We start from the raw sequence: 17,347 nt of genomic DNA on the forward strand, positions 1-17,347 counted from the left end.
ATGATAGTGGCGAAGGGTTTCAGCGAGGCGCCCGCACCCGCCGCGCCGGCGCGGCCATGGCCGCCACGCCGGCGACCACGCAGGCCAGCCCGGCCCAGACGCCGGGCGTCAGGCTTTCGCCGAGGAACAGCGCGCCGATCAGCACGCCGATTGGCACGCGCAGGTAGGCCTGCGCCGTGACGCCGACCGGGCCCAGTGTGCGCACCAGGCGGAAATACAGCACAAAGGCGAGGGCGGTGCAAAACACGGCGAGCCCCAGCAGCGCGAACACGGAGCCGGCCGAGGGCGTCAGCGTCCAGGGCCGCTCGAAGCACAGGCTGAGCGGCACCAGGATCGCCGCGCCGCACAGCAGCGATCCGGTGGCCGGCATCATCGGGTCCAGCGCCTGGAAGTTGCGCCCGAAAACGGCGGCGCCCGCGAAGCAGACCGTGGCGGCGACGATGGCCAGTTGCGCCGCAAGCTGCCGCCCCAGCCCGTCGAACGCCTGCGGGCCGACGATCAGGCAGATGCCCGCGAGGCCGGCGGCCACGCCCGCCAGTTGCCGGCGCGTCGGCGGCACCGGCGTGAAGGCCTGGGTGAGCAGGAAGGCGAACACCGGCGAGGTGGAGTTCAGGATCGTGGCCAGCCCGGCGTCGACCGACTGCTCGGCCCAGGCGATCAGCGTGAAGGGGACCACACTGTTGAGGCAGGCCTGGAACAGGAAGCGGCGCCAGGTCGCGCCGTCGCGGGGCAGCGCCATGCCGCGCCAGCGCAGGATGAGCAGCAGCAGGCCGCCGGCCACCAGAGTGCGCCCCGCGATCAGGGTGAGGGGCGGGATGGTGGCCACGCCGAGCTTGATCAGCGTGTAGGAGCCGCCCCAGAGCGTGGCGAGCACGGCCAGCCAGGCCAGCTCGATCGCGTGGCCGCTGCGATGGGCAGGCGAGGAAGTCATGGCAGGAGCGCGCAGGGCATGGCAGAGGTGCAGAGCATGCCGTGACGGTAGCGCCGCGGCGGCGGGCTGTCGAGCAGCAATGCTTTGGCCTGGGCCAAACCATGGAATCCGAGAGGCGCATGCAGGCATGGTTTGTCCAAGGCCAAACCGTTGATGCTCGACAACGCGGGGCGGCCTCGACACACTTCAGTCCATGCCTGCCCCTCTTCATGCACTCGACGCGGTCACGCACCCCGACCCGTACCCGTTCTACCAGCAACTGCGCCGGCAGCCGCCGCTGCACTTCGACACGCACAACCGCCTGTGGATCGCCAGCCGCGCCGAGGTGGTGGCCGAGGCCTTCGCCCACCCGGCCCTGCGCGTGCGGCCGCCGCAGGAGCCCGTGCCCCGCGCGCTGGCGGGCACGGCGGCGCGCGAGGTCTTCGCGCTGCTGGTGCGCATGAACGACGGCGCCTTCCATGCGCAGCACCGGCCTGCGGTGGCTGCCGCGGCAGCGCGCTGGAGCCTGCCGCAGGTGCACGAGGCCAGCCGCGCGGCGGTGCCGGCCTTGCGCGAGGCGCTGGACGTGAACGACTTTCTCACGGCGCTGCCGGTCGCCGTGATGGCCAGGCTGCTGGGCGTGCCCACGGCACAGCAGGGCCTGACCGTGCAGTGGGTGCACGACTTCACGCGCGGCATCGCGCCGGGGGCGTCCGCCGAAGCGGTGGCGCAGGGCGTTGCGGCCGCGCAGCACCTGATGGCGCAGGGCCAGGCTCTGGGCCTGGATCGCGTGCAGGCGGCCAACCGGGTGGCCCTGATGCAGCAGTCGCTGGACGCGACGGCGGGCCTGCTGGGCAACACCGCCTGCCTGCTGCGCCAGCAGCCCGGCCTGGGCGAAACGCTCGCGGCATCGATGGACCAGGCCCGGCTTCTGGTGGCCGAGGTGGCGCGCTGGGATGCGCCGGTGCAGAACACTCGGCGCTACGCGGCGCAGGACACGGTGCTGGCCGGCCAGCCGCTGCGCCAGGGCGAGGGCGTGCTGCTGGTGGTGGCCAGCGCCAACCGCGATGAAGCGCTGAACCCGCAGCCCGAACGCTTCGAGGCGCAGCGCGCCCACCGCCGCAGCTTCACCTTCGGCGCGGCGGCGCATGCTTGCCCGGGGGAGGCGATTGCTATCGAAATCGTAGCGTCCTGCGTCCAGCTGGACTGGACCTCCGGCGGTTTTGATTCATTTTTCGGGCGTTGCACGGGCTACCGGCCGCTGTCCAACGTGCGCATCCCGGTTTTTTCTGTCGATTGAATGGAAACAAGGAGTCCATGCCATGGTGTCCGTGATCTTTGAAGTCTGGCCGCATCCGGCGCATCGCGAGGGCTACCTCGACTGGGCCGCGCAGCTCAAGAACGAGCTGCTGAAGATGGACGGCTTCATTTCCATCGAGCGCTTCCAGAGCCTGACCGAGCCGGACAAGCTGCTGTCGCTGCAGTTCTGGCGCGACGAGTCCTGTCTCACGGCCTGGCGCAATCTGGAAGCGCACCGCGCGGCGCAGGCGGCCGGGCGCGCCACCATGTTCAAGGAGTACCGCCTGCGCATTGCCGAGGTGATCCGCGACTATGGCCTGAACGAGCGCGAGCAGGCGCCGGCCGATTCGCGGGCCGCGCACGGCTGAGCGCGGGCCTGACTGGGCTCAAAGCCCGATCAGCCGGGCCTGCTTGTCCAGGCAGGCCCGCACGTGGCTGATGAGCGCCGCGTCCGCGCCATGGGCCTGCAGCATCAGGGCTGCCTGCAGGTGAACCGTGTCCGAGACCTGCTCGATGATCGCCTCGGCTTCGGCCGCGGGCAGGCCGAACTGCGGGGCTGCCTCGCGCGCCAGGTCCAGGTGCGCCTCCAGCCGGCCGGGAAGAATGGCCAGTGCCTGGTAGCCCAGGTTGGTGAGCTGCATCACCAGGTCGAACGCGGGCGCCAGCCGGTAGCGGCCGTTGGCCTGCAGCAGCACGCCGTGGTTCTTGACGTGGTCGTCGCTGTTGTCGGCCACCAGGTTGAAGACCATGCGCCGGTACAGCTGCCGCAGGTCGGGCAGGGGGGCGGCGCACCACTGCCGGATGGCCTGCGCCAGCTCGACATAGCTGCCGTCGCTGCTTTCGTAGCGCACATTCAGCACGGCGGCGGCCGACAGGTAGTGGTGGCGGCGTTCCGCGTCGATGGGGCCTTCGCGGTCGAAGCGGCGCAGCACCAGCGCCTGGCCGCGGCGCAGCGGCTGCAGGAAGAACGGCGGCACCTCGATGCCGCATTGCATGGCCAGGCCCAGCGTGGCCGCCTCCAGGATTTCCACCGGATGCTCATCGCCGCGCGAGGGAAATTTGGCGATGCAGCGCCGGCCCTCATGGACGAAGCTGGCCTTGGGCCGCGCGCCGCCCAGGCTGCCGCCGCCTTGCAGCAGGCGCTTCATGGCCCGGTCGGGCTCCTTGCCGGCCTCCAGTTGCCGGGCCGCCTCGGCCAGCGCCTGCAGCTCGAACAGCTCCGTTGCCGGGGCCTGCGGCTCGATCGGCAGGCCTTCGGCGAACACCATGGCGCCGATGCGGTCCTCGTTCGTCAGCAGCAGCACGTCCGGGTCGGACAGTTCCCGGCCGTGCTGGGCCTCCAGCACGCGGCGTCCCCAGGCATCGGGCAGGGCATCGCGAAACGTCAGCGGCAGCGCGCCGCCATCGCGCAGGCGGCGCCCGGGCAGGGAGAAGACCGCCTCCTGCAAGGGCAGGTAGCCAGGGTTGAGCGCCTGCGCGCTCCCGTCTTGCAGGTAGTGCCGGCCGTAGGCGAATTCACCCGACTCCATGACGCCCTGGCGCGCCAGCTTGAGCAGCCCGGCCGGTGTGACCGCGGCGTCGCTGTGTGACGCCAAGCCGACATAGAGACGGCGTTCAGAAATCACGCTCGGGCTCCGAAATGGTGCCGGGCGCTGCCTGGCCCGTGCGCCGGCGCACGCGCTTGCCGGCGGCCACGCCGGCGGCGAAACCCGTCGTCAGGGGCGCCACGTTGTCCAGCGTGTCGAGCTGGCCGAGCAGCCACAGTGCGTGGGCCAGGATGCCCATGCTGGTGCCCGGCTTGCCCGCTTCGAGCGCCCGGTAGGTGGTGGGCGAGCAGAACAGCCGGGCCGCCATCTCCTCGATCGTCTGCACCTGCTGCAGCCGGTGCGCGCGCAGGCGCTGGCCCAGCCCGGCGAGCATGCGCAGGGACTCGGGGGGGGCGCCGGCGAGCGAGGAGGAGCTTCTTGTCATCAATAATTTGCCTATTAAGCAGGATAAAAGTTATTTTATTGACTTTAAATGGAAATTGTCAACGAGGCGGCCGCATCGCGAGCGATCTGCGCAACAAGATCATCTGCCTCTGAAGTCCCTGCGTGAGCCCTCTCCACGTAAATCCCGAGGACAAGCCCGGCGGACTGAGGTGCAATGCCCTGGGGCCGCGCGCAGCGCATGGTCCGTCAACCACAACAGACCCAGAGACACACCCATGACCCTCGACCGCAGAACCTTCACCCACGCCCTCGCGCTCGGCAGCCTGGCCGGCCCGCTGTCCAGCCGGGCCCAGGCGGCCTACCCGAGCAAACCGGTTCGCATCATCTGCCCGTTCGCACCGGGCGGCGGGTCGGACTTCATCGCCCGCGTGGCCGCGACGCGGCTGGCCGAGCGCCTCGGCCAGCCGGTGGTGGTGGAGAACCGGCCCGGCGCCGGCGGCACGCTGGGTTCCGAGCTCGGCGTGAAGGCCGCGCCTGATGGCTACACGCTGCTGCTGGTGGCCGGCAGCTACACGGTGAACCCGGCGCTGTACAAGCTCAGCTTCGACCCGGTGGCCGACATCACGCCGGTGATCCAGCTCTCGCGCGGGGCCTACGTGCTGTGCGTCAATGCCAAGCTGCCGGTCAAGACCCTGCAGGAGTTGCTCGCCCTGGCGCGCAAGGACCCGGGCAAGCTCACCTTCGCCTCCAGCGGGCCCGGCGGCCACCTGCACGTGGTGACCGAGTACCTGCTCGACATGGCCAAGGTGAAGGCCACCCACATCCCGTACAAGGGCACGGGCCCGGCCATCAACGACCTGCTGGCTGGCAATGTGGACATGCTCTTCGGCGGCACGGAAGGCATGATGCAGCACGTCAAGTCCGGCAAGCTGCGCGCGCTGGCCGTGGGCACGGCCAAGCGGCTGCCGGCCTATCCCGACATCCCTTCCGTGGCCGAAAGTGGCTTGCCCGACTACGACGTGGTGGCCTGGCATGGCCTGGTGGCGCCCAAGGGCCTGCCGCCGGCCGTGCTGGCCCGGCTCAACGCCGACCTCAATGCCGTGCTCAAGGCCAAGGACATGGAAGACCGGCTGGAGCCCACCGGCGTGGGCGCGGCTGGCGGCACGCCCGAGCAGTTCGGCGCGCTGATCCAGGCGGAGATCGTGCGCTACGGCAAGGTCATCCGCGACGCCGGCATCCGGGCCGAGTGACGCTGGGGCCGGCCCGCGCCGAGCCGGCCTGCGTGGTCGGCTTCGGCCACCCGGTCTATACGCTCATCCCGCTGTTCGTCATCGCGCACCAGCGGCTGGGCTGCGCATATCATCGAGCAGCGCATCGACAACAAGATCATCCGCCCCAGCGCCACCTACGTCGGGCCGGAAGATCAGACCTTCGTTCCCATCGAGGCACGCACCTGAGACCGATGAACACCCGATACCGCAAGAACCTGCCCGGCACGGCGCTGGATTATTTCGATGCCCGCGCGGCGGTCGAGGAACTGCAGCCCGGCGCCTGGGCCACGCTGCCCTATACCTCCCGCGTCCATGCCGAGAACCTGGTGCGCCGCTGCGACCCGGCCATCCTGCAGCAAAGCCTGACGCAGATCGTCGAAGGCAGGCGCGAGCATGACTTTCCATGGTTTCCGGCGCGCGTGGTCTGCCACGACATCCTGGGCCAGACCGCGCTGGTGGACCTGGCCGGGCTGCGCGATGCGATTGCGAGCCAGGGCGGCGACCCGGCCCAGGTGAATCCGGTGGTGCCGGTGCAGCTCATCGTCGACCACTCGCTGGCGGTGGAGTGCGGCGGTTTCGACCCCGATGCGTTCGCGAAGAACCGTGCCATCGAGGACCGGCGCAACGAGGACCGCTTCCACTTCATCGACTGGACCCAGCAGGCCTTCAAGAACATGGAGGTCATTCCGCCGGGGAACGGCATCATGCACCAGATCAACCTGGAGCGGATGAGTCCGGTGATCCACGCGCAGGACGGCGTGGCCTTCCCCGACACGCTGGTGGGCACGGACAGCCACACGCCGCACGTCGATGCCCTGGGCGTGATCGCCGTCGGCGTCGGCGGGCTGGAGGCCGAGAACGTGATGCTGGGGCGCGCCTCCTGGATGCGGCTGCCGGAAATCGTGGGCGTGACGCTGTCAGGCCGGGCCCGGCCCGGCATCACGGCCACCGACATCGTGCTGGCGCTCACCGAGTTCCTGCGCCGGGCCAAGGTGGTCGGCGCCTACCTGGAGTTCCGCGGCGAAGGCGCGGCCAGCCTCACGCTGGGCGACCGCGCCACCATCTCCAACATGGCGCCCGAGTACGGCGCCACGGCCGCGATGTTCTTTATCGACGACCAGACCCTGGCCTACCTGCGGCTCACGGGCCGCGCGCCGGAACAGGTCGCGCTGGTGGAGACCTATGCCCGGCAGGCGGGCCTGTGGGCCGATGCGCTGGCTGGTGCCGAGTACGAGCGCACGCTGCAGTTCGACCTCTCGTCCGTGGTGCGCAGCATGGCGGGGCCTTCCAACCCCCACGCCCGCGTGGCGACCAGCGAGCTGGCCGCCCGAGGGATCGCGGGAGCCTGGCAACAGGAGCCTGGCCGGATGCCCGACGGCGCCGTCATCATCGCCGCCATCACGAGCTGCACCAACACCTCGAACCCGCGCAACGTGATCGCCGCCGGGCTGCTGGCGCGCAACGCCAATGCCCGCGGGCTGACCCGCAAGCCCTGGGTCAAGAGCTCGCTGGCGCCCGGCTCCAAGGCCGTGCAGCTGTACCTGGAAGAGGCCGGGCTGCTGCCGGAACTCGAGAAGCTGGGCTTCGGCATCGTGGCCTTCGCCTGCACCACCTGCAACGGCATGAGCGGCGCGCTAGCCCCCGCGATCCAGCAGGAGATCATCGAGCGCGACCTGTACGCCACCGCCGTGCTGTCGGGCAACCGCAATTTCGACGGGCGCATCCACCCCTATGCCAGGCAGGCCTTCCTGGCCTCGCCGCCGCTGGTCATCGCCTACGCGATCGCCGGCACCATCCGCTTCGACATCGAGAAGGACGTGCTGGGCACCGACGCCAATGGCCAGCCGGTCCGGCTCCAGGACCTCTGGCCCTCTGACGAGGAGATCGACGCCATCGTCGCGCGCAGCGTGAAGCCCGAGCACTTCCGCCGCGTCTACGACCCGATGTTCACCCTTCGCGCCGATGCGGGCGAGCCGGTCAGCCCGCTGTACGCGTGGCGCCCGCAGAGCACCTACATCCGTCGCCCGCCGTACTGGGAGGGCGCGCTGGCCGGCGAGCGCACGCTCAGGGGCCTGCGCCCGCTGGCCGTGCTGCCCGACAACATCACGACCGACCACCTGTCGCCCTCGAACGCGATCCTGCCGGACAGCGCCGCCGGCGAGTACCTGCACCGGATGGGCCTGCCGGAGGAAGACTTCAACTCCTATGCCACGCACCGCGGCGACCACCTGACGGCCCAGCGCGCCACCTTCGCCAACCCGCAGCTGGTCAACGAAATGGCCGTGGTCGACGGCCAGGTGAAGAAGGGCTCGCTCGCGCGCATCGAGCCCGAAGGCCGGGTCGTGCGCATGTGGGAGGCCATCGAGACCTACATGGCGCGCAAGCAGCCGCTGATCATCATCGCCGGCGCCGACTACGGCCAGGGCTCGTCGCGCGACTGGGCGGCCAAGGGCGTGCGGCTGGCGGGTGTGGAGGCGATCGTGGCCGAGGGCTTCGAGCGCATCCACCGCACCAACCTGATCGGCATGGGCGTGCTGCCGCTGCAGTTCAAGCCCGGCGTCGACCGCAAGACCCTGGCCCTTGACGGCACCGAAACCTACGACGTGCTCGGCGAGCGCACGCCGCGCGCCGACCTCACGCTGCGCATCCACTGCCGCGACGGCCAGCAGCTCGCGGTGCCCGTCACCTGCCGCCTGGACACCGCGGAGGAAGTCTCCATCTACGAAGCCGGCGGCGTGCTGCAGCGCTTCGCGCAGGATTTTCTCGAATCAAACAAGGCCGCCTGACCATGCCTGCCGCACTGCATCCACCGCAAATCAGGATCCCCGCCGCCTACCTGCGCGGCGGCACCAGCAAGGGCGTGTTCTTCCGCCTGCAGGACCTGCCCGAGGCCTGCCAGGTGCCCGGCCCGGCGCGCGACGCGCTGCTGCTGCGCGTGATCGGCAGCCCCGACCCCTACGGCAAGCAGACCGACGGCATGGGCGGCGCCACCTCGAGCACCAGCAAGACGGTGATCCTCGCCAAAAGCAGCCGGCCCGGCCACGACGTGGACTACCTGTTCGGCCAGGTCTCGATCGATCAGCCCTTCGTGGACTGGAGCGGCAACTGCGGCAACCTCTCGGCCGCCGTGGGCCCGTTCGCCATCAGCAACGGCCTGGTCGAGGCGCAACGGATTCCGCGCAACGGCCTGTGCACCGTGCGCATCTGGCAGGCCAACATCGGCAAGACCATCATCGCCCATGTGCCGATCACCGAGGGCGCAGTGCAGGAAACCGGCGACTTCGAGCTCGACGGCGTCACGTTCCCGGCGGCCGAGGTGCAGCTGGAGTTCATGGACCCGGCCGAGGAAGGCGAGGGCGGCGCGATGTTCCCGACCGGCCGGCTGGTGGACGACCTCGAGGTCCCTGGCGTTGGCACCTTCAAGGCCACGCTGATCAACGCGGGCATCCCGACCATCTTCGTCGATGCCGAGGCCGTCGGCTGCACCGGCACCGAGCTGCAGGAGGCGATCAACGGCGACGCCCAGGCGTTGGCCCGCTTCGAGGCCATCCGCGCCCACGGCGCCCTGCGCATGGGCCTGATCCAACACCTGGGCGAGGCGGCCACGCGCCAGCACACGCCCAAGGTCGCCTTCGTCGCCCCGCCGAAGGCCTATACCGCATCCAGCGGCAAGCCGATCGCCGCCGGCGACGTGGACCTGCTGGTGCGCGCGCTGTCCATGGGCAAGCTGCACCACGCGATGATGGGCACGGCCGCGGTGGCCATCGGCACGGCCGCGGCGATTCCGGGCACGCTGGTGAATCTGGCGGCCGGCGGCGGCGCGCGCAGCGCCGTGCGCTTCGGCCACCCCTCGGGCACCCTGCGCGTGGGTGCCGAAGCCGTACAGGATGGCGGCGAATGGAAAGTGACCAAGGCCGTCATGAGCCGCAGCGTGCGCGTGCTGATGGAAGGCTGGGTGCGCGTCCCCGGCAACAGCTTCTGAACACAGGAAACGACATGTCGACTCGCAAGCAACTCAAATCCCTGGCCGAGGCCCGCCGCGGCGTGCTGGTGCCCGGCGCGTTCAACGCGCTGTCGGCCAAGGTCATCGAAGACCTCGGTTTCGAGGCGATCTACATCACCGGCGCCGGCGTCACCAACATGTGGTTCGGCCTGCCCGACCAGGGCTTCATGGGCCTGGCCGAGATCGCCGACCACACGGCACGCATCCGCGACGCCGTGGCCCTGCCGCTGATCGTGGACGCCGACACCGGCTTCGGCAACGCGCTCAACGTGCGCCACACGGTGCGCACGCTGGAGCGCGCCGGCGCCGACTGCATCCAGTTCGAGGACCAGGTGGCGCCCAAGCGCTGCGGCCATTTCTCGGGCAAGGAAGTCATCTCCACCGAGGAGGCGGTGAGCAAGATCAAGGCCGCCGCCGATGCGCGCCAGGACGCCGACCTGCTCATCATGGCGCGCACCGACGCCGCCGCCGTGCACGGCTTCGAGGCCGCCGTCGAGCGCGCGCAAAAGTTCAGCGAAGCCGGCGCCGACATCCTGTTCGTCGAGGCCGTGACCACGGCCGACGAAATCCGAGCGCTGCCGCAGCGCCTGCGCAAACCCCAGCTCATGAACATGGTGATCGGCGGCAGGACGCCGATCTTCAGCGCCGAAGAACTGGGTGGCCTGGGCTACGGCATCGTGCTGTATGCCAACGCGGCGCTGCAGGGCGCCGTGGCCGGCATGAGCAAGGCGCTGACCGTGCTGCGCGACACGAAACGCCTGGACGAAGACCCGGCGCTGGTCACGCCCTTCGCCGAGCGCCAGCGGCTGGTGGGCAAGCCCGAGTGGGATGCGCTGGAGCGCCGCTACACCTGAATTTGAAGGAAAATAGGCCCGATGTCCGCGTCGGGTGGTCATCTGTTGCTATTGAAAATATAGCATTCTGGGTGCCAACCCGGGTCTGTGCCTGGTCTGGCCGAAGGAGCAGGGGAGGTTTTCGCATGACGTCCCTGCATCGCGCCGGGCCGCGGCCGCGCGCCGTCAACGGCCCGCGCTGCCCAGGAGGCACAGGGCCAGAAAGGGCACGAGGTTGAGCAGGAGAATGCCAACCTTGTACAGCGTCATGCCGGCGTAGTGGAGGCGGTCGAACTGCTCCACCGACAGGCGAAACCACCGGCCGTGCCACTCGAACAGCCAGGCATGAGCGAACCGGAATGCGATGAACCACAGCAGCAGGATGGCGTAGTTGAGGACGAGGCACCACAGCAGAAAATCGCGGGCGGACTGAAGAGTCATGGGGCGTTCTCCTTGGCCGCGGAGGGCGAAAGCGTCGGGCGCATTCGGTCGCCTGGTGCCTGCGCTGGATCCCGGGGCCGCGGCCTGAGTGCATTGTGCGCCTGCGGGCCGGCGCGGCCCGGCGGCGGAGGGGCAAAACCGCGTCGCCGGGTCGGCGCCAGTGGCGCCGCAGCGCGCAGGTCGGCCGGGCGGCACGCGCCTCATGCCAAAATTTCCCTATGCCTCCTGTCCTGCATGCTCCCCTCGTCGCCCGCGGCCTTCTGCTCCTGCTCCTGGCCGCCGGGGTCTATTTCTTCCGGGGATTCCTCGTCCCGGTGCTGGCCGCGCTGATCATCGGGTTCGCGAGCTGGCCGCTGTACCGGCGCGGCGTGGCGCGGTGCCGCGGCAACACCACGCTGGCGGCGAGCCTGGCATTGCTCCTCGTGGTGGTCGTGCTGGTCGTGCCGCTCACGCTGGCGCTGCACTATGCGCTGCAGGAGGCCGGCAGCTACGTCACCTGGCTGCTCGAGGCCAACCGCAACGGCGCGCCCGTGCCGCGCTGGATCGAGGCGCTGCCGCTGGCGGGCGAGCGGCTGGCTACCTACTGGCGCGAGCACCTGGGCGAGCCCGGAGCGCTGGGCGAGTGGATCCAGCTTCTCAGCGGGCAGCACGTGGGCAACATCTACCGCACGCTGCTGGCCGCCACCGGCAATCTGTTCAACCTGGCGCTGACGATGCTGTTCATGCTGATCACTCTGTTCTTCGTCTACAAGGACGGCGCGCGCATCGCCGCGCAGCTCGACGTGGTGGGCGAGCGGGTGCTGCCGCTGCGCTGGCAGCATTTCTCGCGCGTGGTGCCCGCCACCGTGAGCGCCACCGTCACCGGCATGGGCCTGATCGCGCTGGGCGAGGGCGTGGTGCTGGGCCTGGCGTACTGGGTCGCGGGCGTGCCGTCGCCAGTGCTGCTCGGGGCGGCCACGGGGCTGATGGCGCTGATTCCCGGCGGCGCGCCGCTGTCGTTCACGCTGGTGTCGCTCTACCTCGTCGGCTCGGGGCACGCGGCGGCGGGGGCGGGCCTGTTCGTCTGGGGCGCGGTGGAGCTGTTCATCGTCGACAAGACGCTGCGCCCGCGCCTGGTGGGCGGGCCGGTGAAGCTGCCGTTCCTGCCCACCTTCTTCGGCCTGGTCGGCGGGGTCAAGACCCTGGGGCTGGTCGGCCTGTTCGTGGGGCCGGTGCTGATGGCGCTGCTGGTGGCGATCTGGCGCGAGTGGCTGTATGGCATCAGCCCGGGACAGGCCGCGGCGGCCGTGCGGCCTGCGGCGCCGCCCGTGCGCGACGACCGCTGATGCCGGGCCGGGAGGTTCCGGTGTATTCAGCGCCCGTCGTGCAGGCCGTGCGCCCGCAGCAGGGCTTTGAGCCGCCGCACCTCGGCACGTAGGTCGAGCACCAGCGCGGCGCTGTCCAGGGCCATGCCGAAGTCGCGCTCCAGCCGGCGCGCATCGAGCGCGCGCTGCAGGTCGGTGTCGTGGAAGCGCCATTGCTCGGGCGGCGTGGCAGCAGCAGGGGCCTCGACGATGCCGAGTTCGACCAGCTGGACGATCCAGCCGATGTCGGCGCCGCAGGCGTGGGCGAGGTCGCCGGCATCGATCGATGCGCTGGCCGACACGACGGTGGTGGTGACGGAGACAGGGTGCATGGCGGTCACACTCCCAGATGGCTGCGCGGATTGAAGGGGGCGGCCTGCGCCAGCTGGCGGTAGGCGGCCTGGGCGGCATCGCTGTCGGCCGGCGGCAGCGCGATCTCCAGCAGCAGGTACAGGTGGCCCGGCGGCTTGCCGGGAAAGCCGCGCTCCTTGAGGCGCAGCTTCATGCCGCCGCGCGCCCGGGCGGGCACGCTCACCTCCACCACGCCGCCGGTCGGCGTGGGCACCTGCACCTGCGCGCCCAGGGCCGCCTCGGTCGGCGTGACCGGCAGGTTCATGTAGAGGTCGCGGCCCTCGATGCGCCAGCGCGGGTGCGGCGCGATCCGCACCTCCAGGTACAGGTCGCCGGCCGGTTCGCCGCCGCTGCCGGGCATGCCCTGGCCCGCCAGGCGGATGTACTGGCCGGGATGCACGCCCGGCGGAATCTTCACCTGCAGCGTGCGGGTGCGCCGGGCGAAGCGGCCCTCGGCGTCGGGCTCGACCGACTGCAGGCTGATCTCGCGCTCGGCGCCGGCCAGCGCGTCTTCCAGCGTGATCTCGATGGCCGCATGATGGTCTTCGCCGCGCGCCCGGGGGTTGTGCCGGGCGGCGCCGCGGCGTTCTGCCGCGCCGAACACCGAGGAGAAGAACTCGCTGAAGTCGGCATGGTCGGCCGGCCCCGCGCCCGGCCCGCGGTGGAACTCGAAGCCCTGGTCCCAGCCCGGCGGCGGCTGGAAGTCGCCCTGCGGGTCGCCGCCGCGCGCGACGCGGTCGGCCAAGCCGTCGTAGGCCGCGCGCTTTTCCGGGTCGCGCAGCACGTCGTAGGCTTCATTGAGGTCGCGCATGCGCGCTTCGGCGTCGGCTTCCTTGCTGACGTCGGGATGGTATTTGCGCGCCAGCCGGCGGTACGCCTTGCGCACGTCGTCTTCCGTTGCCGCGCGTTCGACGCCGAGGGTGGCGTAGTAGTCCTTGAATTCCATGGGAGCCCCGGTAGCGCAGCAGGCCGCGATGGCCCGCGTGGTCCATCATACCGGGATGGGGGTGCGCGGCATGGCCATGCCGCGCGGGGGCTCAGCCGCGCAGGCCCTTATAGAACATGTAGGCGGCCAGCACGTACAGGATGCTCGCGAACACGCGCTTGAGCTTGCCCACGGGCAGGCTGTGCGCGGCCTTGGCGCCCAGCGGCGCGGTGAACACGCTGAAGACGGCGATCACCGCGAGGGCCGGCAGCCAGATGTAGCCGAACGAGCCCGCCGGCAGGCCTTGCACCGACTGGCCGCTGATGATGTAGCCCAGCACGTTGGCCAGCGCGATGGGAAAGCCCAGCGCCGCGCTGGTGGCCACCGCGTTGTGGATGGCCACGTTGCACCAGGTCATGAACGGCACGCTGATGAAGCCGCCGCCCGCGCCGACCAGGCCCGAGAGGAAGCCGATGAAGCCGCCCGCGCCGAGCTGGCCCGCGGTGCCGGGCATCTGGCGCGTGGGCTTGGGCTTCTTGTCGAGGAACATCTGCGTGGCCGAGAAGCCCACGAACAGGCCGAAGAAGATGGCCAGGTACGAGCCCTTGAGCAGCGCGAACACGCCCAGGCTACCGACGATGCTGCCGATCACGATGCCGGGCGCCAGGCCCTTGACCAGGTCCCAGCGCACCGCGCCGCGCTTGTGGTGCGCGCGCACGCTGGAGATGGACGTGAAGATGATGGTGGCCATCGAGGTGGCGATCGCCATCTTGACCGCGAGGTCGGGGCCGACGCCGCGCGCCGACATGATGAGCGTGATGAAAGGCACCATCAGCATGCCGCCGCCGATGCCCAGCAGGCCTGCGAGAAAGCCCGTGCCAATGCCCAGCAGGGCGAGTTCGATGATGAGCTGGGGTTCGAGATTCATGGATTGTTGTTCTACTGCGGGTGGCGCCGCTGCGCGAGGCGCGACAGGATAGGTGTCTGCAAGTGCCACCGGACCGGCATCCTGAACCGGGGGTTCAGGTGGGCGAGGGCAACCTGACGTTGGGTTCATCTGACGCGAGACGATCACGCTCATCAGGTGATGTACCAAGCCCGGGCTCTAAGAGCATTGGTTCAAGGAAATATAAAGCCCGGCGTGCACTGCAGACGCCTCCATTGTAGGCGCTCGGGACGCCACGCGAAGGCGGGGCCGGCGCGATGGCGCAGTCAGAGCAGGCGGCCGTCGCCGCCCAGCGCGTTGTCCAGCCGCTGCAGCAGCGCGGCCAGGCGCGGATCGGTGCTGCCGTCGTCCGCGCTCCCCAGCGGCAGGGGCTCGGCGCTGCCGAAGCCCGAGGCCTGGAAGCCCGCGTTGCGGTCGGACAGGTCGAACGCGAGATTGAGCGCCGCCAGCACCGCGATGCGGTCGCGCGCCTTGACCTTGCCCGCGTCGCGGATGCGGCACATGGCCGAGTCGACCTTCTCCACGGCTTCCAGCAGCCGGGACTCGCCGCCCTCGGGGCAGCCCAGCAGGTAGCTCTGCCCCATGATCTGGACCTCGAGCTGCTTCATGCCGGGTCTTTCTGCGGCGCGGGGCCGGCCGCCGCTTCGGGCAGGCGCTCCAGCAGGGCCTCGACCCGGGTGCGCGCGGCGCTGAGGCGCGACTTGAGCGAATCGCGCTCGTGCGTCAGCACCTCCACCTGCTCGGCCAGCAGGGCGTTGGTGCGCTGCAGTTCCTCGTAGCGAACGAGCAGGCGTTCCACGCGTTCGGCAATCCGGTCGATTTGGGACGATTGGGCCATACAGTGTTTGATTGTAGGGTTTGTGACAGATTTCAACTTAGAATCAGCGCTGTTGGTGCTCGCGGTGTGGTTCACATGCCGCAGTTCAACGGGAAGCAGGAGAGAGAGCCCGTCCAGGGCCGACCCAACCTGCGCTGCCCCCGCAACGGTCAAGCGGACGAATCGCCTGATTCCGTTTCCATCATCCAGCCACTGGGCGTCCTGAACAAGCGCCTGGGAAGGCGATGGGAATCGCTCCGCCAGCCCGGATACCGGCCAACAAGGTGGCCGCACGTCCTCTCGCGAGAGAGGCGGCGGCCTTGACGCCCACACGCCGGCGGGGAAGCCGGCAAGGGTATTCTGTTGATGCTTCTACCCATGACAATCCGCATGTCCCCCGCGCGCCTGGCCGCGCTTGCGCTGCCCCTGAGCTGCGCGCTGCCCTGGTCCGCACAGGCCCAGTCCTCCTCATCCGCCCTCAAGGAAACCGTGGTCACCGCCACCCGCGTGGCGCAGCCGCTGTCGGACCTGGTGGCCGACGTGTCCATCATCGACCGCGAGACCATCGAGCGCAGCGGCGTCACCGGCGTGGCCGACGTGCTGGCCCGCGTGCCCGGCATCGAGATCTCGCGCAACGGCGGCCCCGGCACCACCACCAGCGTGTTCGTGCGCGGCGCCGAGTCGCGCTTCACCGCGGTCTACATCGACGGCATCCGCATCGACACCCAGTCCACCGGCGGCGCGGCCTGGGAGAGCATTCCGCTGGCGCTGATCGACCGCATCGAGGTGCTGCGCGGCCCGGCTGCAGCGGTCTACGGCTCCGACGCGCTCGGCGGCGTGATCCAGCTGTTCACGAAGAAGGGCGAGGGCGCTTTCGCGCCCTACGTCGGCCTGGGGCTGGGCTCGCTCGGCACCCGGCGCCTCGAGGCGGGCTTCAGCGGCAGCCAGGGCGACTTCGACTACTCGGTGGGCGTGGCGCGCGACAGCAGCGACGGCTTCAACGCGCGTCCCATCCCCACCATGAACCCGGACCGCGACGGCTTTCGCAGCACCTCGGGCAATGCGCGCCTGGGCTTGCGCCTGAGCCCGACGCAGAAGCTCGACGCCACGCTGCTGGCCAACGACCTGAACTCGCAGTACGACAACTCGCTCAAGCTGGATGACCGCAACCACCACAAGCTGCAGGCCATGGGCCTGAACTGGCAGTCGCAATGGTCCGAGGTCTGGAGCAGCAAGGTCAGCGTGTCCGAATCGCGCGAGCTCTACGAGACCACGCCGTCGCCCTACCTGTCCATCACCCGGCTGCGCAACTACCTGTTCCAGAACGAGATCCGCCTGGGCGCGCACCTGGTCACCGCCGCGCTCGAGCGCCGCGAGGACCGCCTGGAGAACGCCCCGATCGACCGCAAGCGCTCGCAGGACGCGCTGGCGCTGGGCTATGGCTACACCTATCAGCAGCACACCGTCCAGGTGAACCTGCGGCACGACCAGGACAGCGAGTTCGGCGGCAAGAACACCGGCAGCCTGGCCTATGGCTACGCCTTCGCGCCGGGCTGGCGCGCCACGGCCTCGGTGGGCAACGCCTTCCGCGCGCCCACGCTGTACCAGCGCTTCAGCATCTATGGCGTGTCCAGCCTGCGCCCCGAGTCGAGCCGCAACGTCGAGTTCGGGCTGCGCTATGCGCAGGGCAGCAGCAGCTTCGGCGTGGTGGCCTACCGCAACCGGGTCAGCGACCTCATCAGCTTCGTGGGCGCGGGCACCTGCCAGTCGTCCTTCGGCTGCTACGCCAACACCGCGCGCGCCGAGTACGAAGGCATGACCTTTTCGGGCGGCTACCAGCTGGCCGGCGTGAGCCTGCGCGCCTCGCTCGACGTGCAGAACCCGCGTGACCTCGACACCGGCAAGCAGCTCGCGCGCCGCTCGCGCCAGCACGCCACGCTGGGCGCCGACACGCGCGTGGGCAACTGGCTGCTGGGCGCCGAGGCGCAGCTCTCGGGCAAGCGCTACGACAACGTGGCCAACACCACGGTGCTGGGCGGCTACAGCCTGATCAACCTGAGCGCCAGCACCCGCCTGGCCAAGGACTGGACGCTGCTGGCGCGTGTGGACAACCTGGCCGACAAGACCTACCAGCTTGCCAACACCTACGCCACCGCGGGCCGCACCTTGTATGTCGGCCTGAAGTGGGCTCCTCAGTAACCGTGGCTCGCCCCCAGGCTGCGCGCACGGTGCGCGCTGCGCCTCCCCCCTGCCGGGGGCAACGCCAGCGGCCCGGCG

Annotated in this window: 17 protein-coding genes, 1 other RNA gene, 1 pseudogene and 1 riboswitch; of the genes and pseudogenes, 9 read left to right on the top strand and 10 right to left on the bottom strand. The window is 70.1% G+C overall.

Annotated features, from left to right (window positions below; all coding sequences use genetic code 11):
* Positions 1 to 19: 19 nt before the first annotated feature.
* Positions 20 to 931, bottom strand: a complete 912-nt coding sequence (locus MMF98_RS06810; RefSeq protein WP_243305484.1) for a DMT family transporter — start codon at positions 929 to 931, stop codon at positions 20 to 22.
* Positions 932 to 1,124: 193 nt separating this feature from the next.
* Here MMF98_RS06810 and MMF98_RS06815 point away from each other — a divergent pair, with 193 nt between their 5' ends.
* Positions 1,125 to 2,210, top strand: a complete 1,086-nt coding sequence (locus tag MMF98_RS06815; protein ID WP_243305485.1) for a cytochrome P450 — start codon at positions 1,125 to 1,127, stop codon at positions 2,208 to 2,210.
* Positions 2,211 to 2,232: 22 nt separating this feature from the next.
* The gene (locus MMF98_RS06820; RefSeq protein WP_243305486.1) at positions 2,233 to 2,577 is read left to right on the top strand and encodes an antibiotic biosynthesis monooxygenase family protein; all 345 of its coding nucleotides are present in this window, start codon (positions 2,233 to 2,235) and stop codon (positions 2,575 to 2,577) included.
* Between the two features lie 18 nt (positions 2,578 to 2,595).
* Here MMF98_RS06820 and MMF98_RS06825 read toward each other — a convergent pair whose 3' ends face one another.
* Together MMF98_RS06825 and MMF98_RS06830 are read right to left on the bottom strand one after the other, a co-directional pair.
* Positions 2,596 to 3,834 (bottom strand): type II toxin-antitoxin system HipA family toxin, encoded by a 1,239-nt coding sequence (locus tag MMF98_RS06825; protein ID WP_243305487.1) that lies wholly within the window; start codon positions 3,832 to 3,834, stop codon positions 2,596 to 2,598.
* The gene (locus tag MMF98_RS06830) at positions 3,824 to 4,180 is read right to left on the bottom strand and encodes a helix-turn-helix domain-containing protein (RefSeq protein ID WP_243305488.1); all 357 of its coding nucleotides are present in this window, start codon (positions 4,178 to 4,180) and stop codon (positions 3,824 to 3,826) included. The genes MMF98_RS06825 and MMF98_RS06830 overlap by 11 nt, the downstream gene beginning before the upstream one ends.
* A 235-nt stretch (positions 4,181 to 4,415) precedes the next feature.
* On the opposite strand from MMF98_RS06830, the gene MMF98_RS06835 reads away from it, so the two are divergent.
* The 5 genes and pseudogenes from MMF98_RS06835 (at position 4,416) to MMF98_RS06855 (ending at position 10,268) form a co-directional block, all read left to right on the top strand.
* Positions 4,416 to 5,390 carry a Bug family tripartite tricarboxylate transporter substrate binding protein gene (locus MMF98_RS06835; protein WP_243305489.1) on the top strand — a complete coding sequence of 325 codons (975 nt, stop codon included), beginning with the start codon at positions 4,416 to 4,418 and terminating at the stop codon, positions 5,388 to 5,390.
* Positions 5,391 to 5,455: 65 nt separating this feature from the next.
* A pseudogene (locus MMF98_RS06840) lies at positions 5,456 to 5,597 on the top strand (citrate/2-methylcitrate synthase); the annotation flags it as partial.
* Between the two features lie 5 nt (positions 5,598 to 5,602).
* Positions 5,603 to 8,197, top strand: coding sequence for a Fe/S-dependent 2-methylisocitrate dehydratase AcnD (gene acnD, locus MMF98_RS06845; RefSeq protein ID WP_243305490.1), 2,595 nt, complete (start codon positions 5,603 to 5,605; stop codon positions 8,195 to 8,197).
* Positions 8,198 to 8,199: 2 nt separating this feature from the next.
* Positions 8,200 to 9,393, top strand: coding sequence for a 2-methylaconitate cis-trans isomerase PrpF (gene prpF, locus MMF98_RS06850; protein WP_243305491.1), 1,194 nt, complete (start codon positions 8,200 to 8,202; stop codon positions 9,391 to 9,393).
* A gap of 14 nt (positions 9,394 to 9,407) precedes the next feature.
* Positions 9,408 to 10,268, top strand: a complete 861-nt coding sequence (locus MMF98_RS06855; RefSeq protein WP_243305492.1) for an isocitrate lyase/PEP mutase family protein — start codon at positions 9,408 to 9,410, stop codon at positions 10,266 to 10,268.
* Positions 10,269 to 10,433: 165 nt separating this feature from the next.
* Here the strand turns inward: MMF98_RS06855 and MMF98_RS06860 are convergent, their stop codons facing one another.
* Positions 10,434 to 10,688: a DUF6868 family protein gene (locus MMF98_RS06860; protein WP_243305493.1), complete on the bottom strand. Its 255-nt coding sequence runs from the start codon at positions 10,686 to 10,688 to the stop codon at positions 10,434 to 10,436.
* 218 nt (positions 10,689 to 10,906) lie between these two features.
* Between MMF98_RS06860 and MMF98_RS06865 the strand changes: the two genes are divergently transcribed.
* Complete coding sequence (locus MMF98_RS06865) at positions 10,907 to 12,013, top strand: AI-2E family transporter (RefSeq protein ID WP_243305494.1); 1,107 nt, start codon at positions 10,907 to 10,909, stop codon at positions 12,011 to 12,013.
* A gap of 26 nt (positions 12,014 to 12,039) precedes the next feature.
* Here MMF98_RS06865 and MMF98_RS06870 read toward each other — a convergent pair whose 3' ends face one another.
* The 6 genes from MMF98_RS06870 to MMF98_RS06895 all read right to left on the bottom strand — a co-directional run bounded on the left by MMF98_RS06870 (position 12,040) and on the right by MMF98_RS06895 (position 15,091).
* A complete protein-coding gene (locus MMF98_RS06870; RefSeq protein WP_243305495.1) occupies positions 12,040 to 12,363 on the bottom strand; it encodes a chaperone modulator CbpM in 324 nt (107 codons plus the stop codon).
* A gap of 5 nt (positions 12,364 to 12,368) precedes the next feature.
* Complete coding sequence (locus MMF98_RS06875; protein WP_243305496.1) at positions 12,369 to 13,328, bottom strand: DnaJ C-terminal domain-containing protein; 960 nt, start codon at positions 13,326 to 13,328, stop codon at positions 12,369 to 12,371.
* A gap of 91 nt (positions 13,329 to 13,419) precedes the next feature.
* A complete protein-coding gene (locus MMF98_RS06880) occupies positions 13,420 to 14,235 on the bottom strand; it encodes a sulfite exporter TauE/SafE family protein (RefSeq protein ID WP_243305497.1) in 816 nt (271 codons plus the stop codon).
* Between the two features lie 49 nt (positions 14,236 to 14,284).
* A non-coding RNA gene (gene ssrS, locus MMF98_RS06885) (6S RNA) lies at positions 14,285 to 14,465 on the bottom strand.
* A 54-nt stretch (positions 14,466 to 14,519) separates the two neighbouring features.
* Positions 14,520 to 14,861 (bottom strand): cell division protein ZapA, encoded by a 342-nt coding sequence (locus tag MMF98_RS06890; RefSeq protein ID WP_243305498.1) that lies wholly within the window; start codon positions 14,859 to 14,861, stop codon positions 14,520 to 14,522.
* Positions 14,858 to 15,091: a cell division protein ZapB gene (locus MMF98_RS06895; RefSeq protein ID WP_243305499.1), complete on the bottom strand. Its 234-nt coding sequence runs from the start codon at positions 15,089 to 15,091 to the stop codon at positions 14,858 to 14,860. The genes MMF98_RS06890 and MMF98_RS06895 overlap by 4 nt, the downstream gene beginning before the upstream one ends.
* 36 nt (positions 15,092 to 15,127) lie before the next feature.
* Positions 15,128 to 15,365: riboswitch (cobalamin riboswitch) on the top strand.
* Between the two features lie 95 nt (positions 15,366 to 15,460).
* Here MMF98_RS06895 and MMF98_RS06900 point away from each other — a divergent pair.
* A complete protein-coding gene (locus tag MMF98_RS06900) occupies positions 15,461 to 17,269 on the top strand; it encodes a TonB-dependent receptor domain-containing protein (protein ID WP_243305500.1) in 1,809 nt (602 codons plus the stop codon).
* The last annotated feature ends 78 nt before the right edge of the window (positions 17,270 to 17,347 follow it).

The organism is Variovorax terrae (assembly GCF_022809125.1).
Classification (GTDB): Bacteria; Pseudomonadota; Gammaproteobacteria; order Burkholderiales; family Burkholderiaceae_C; genus Variovorax_A; species Variovorax_A terrae.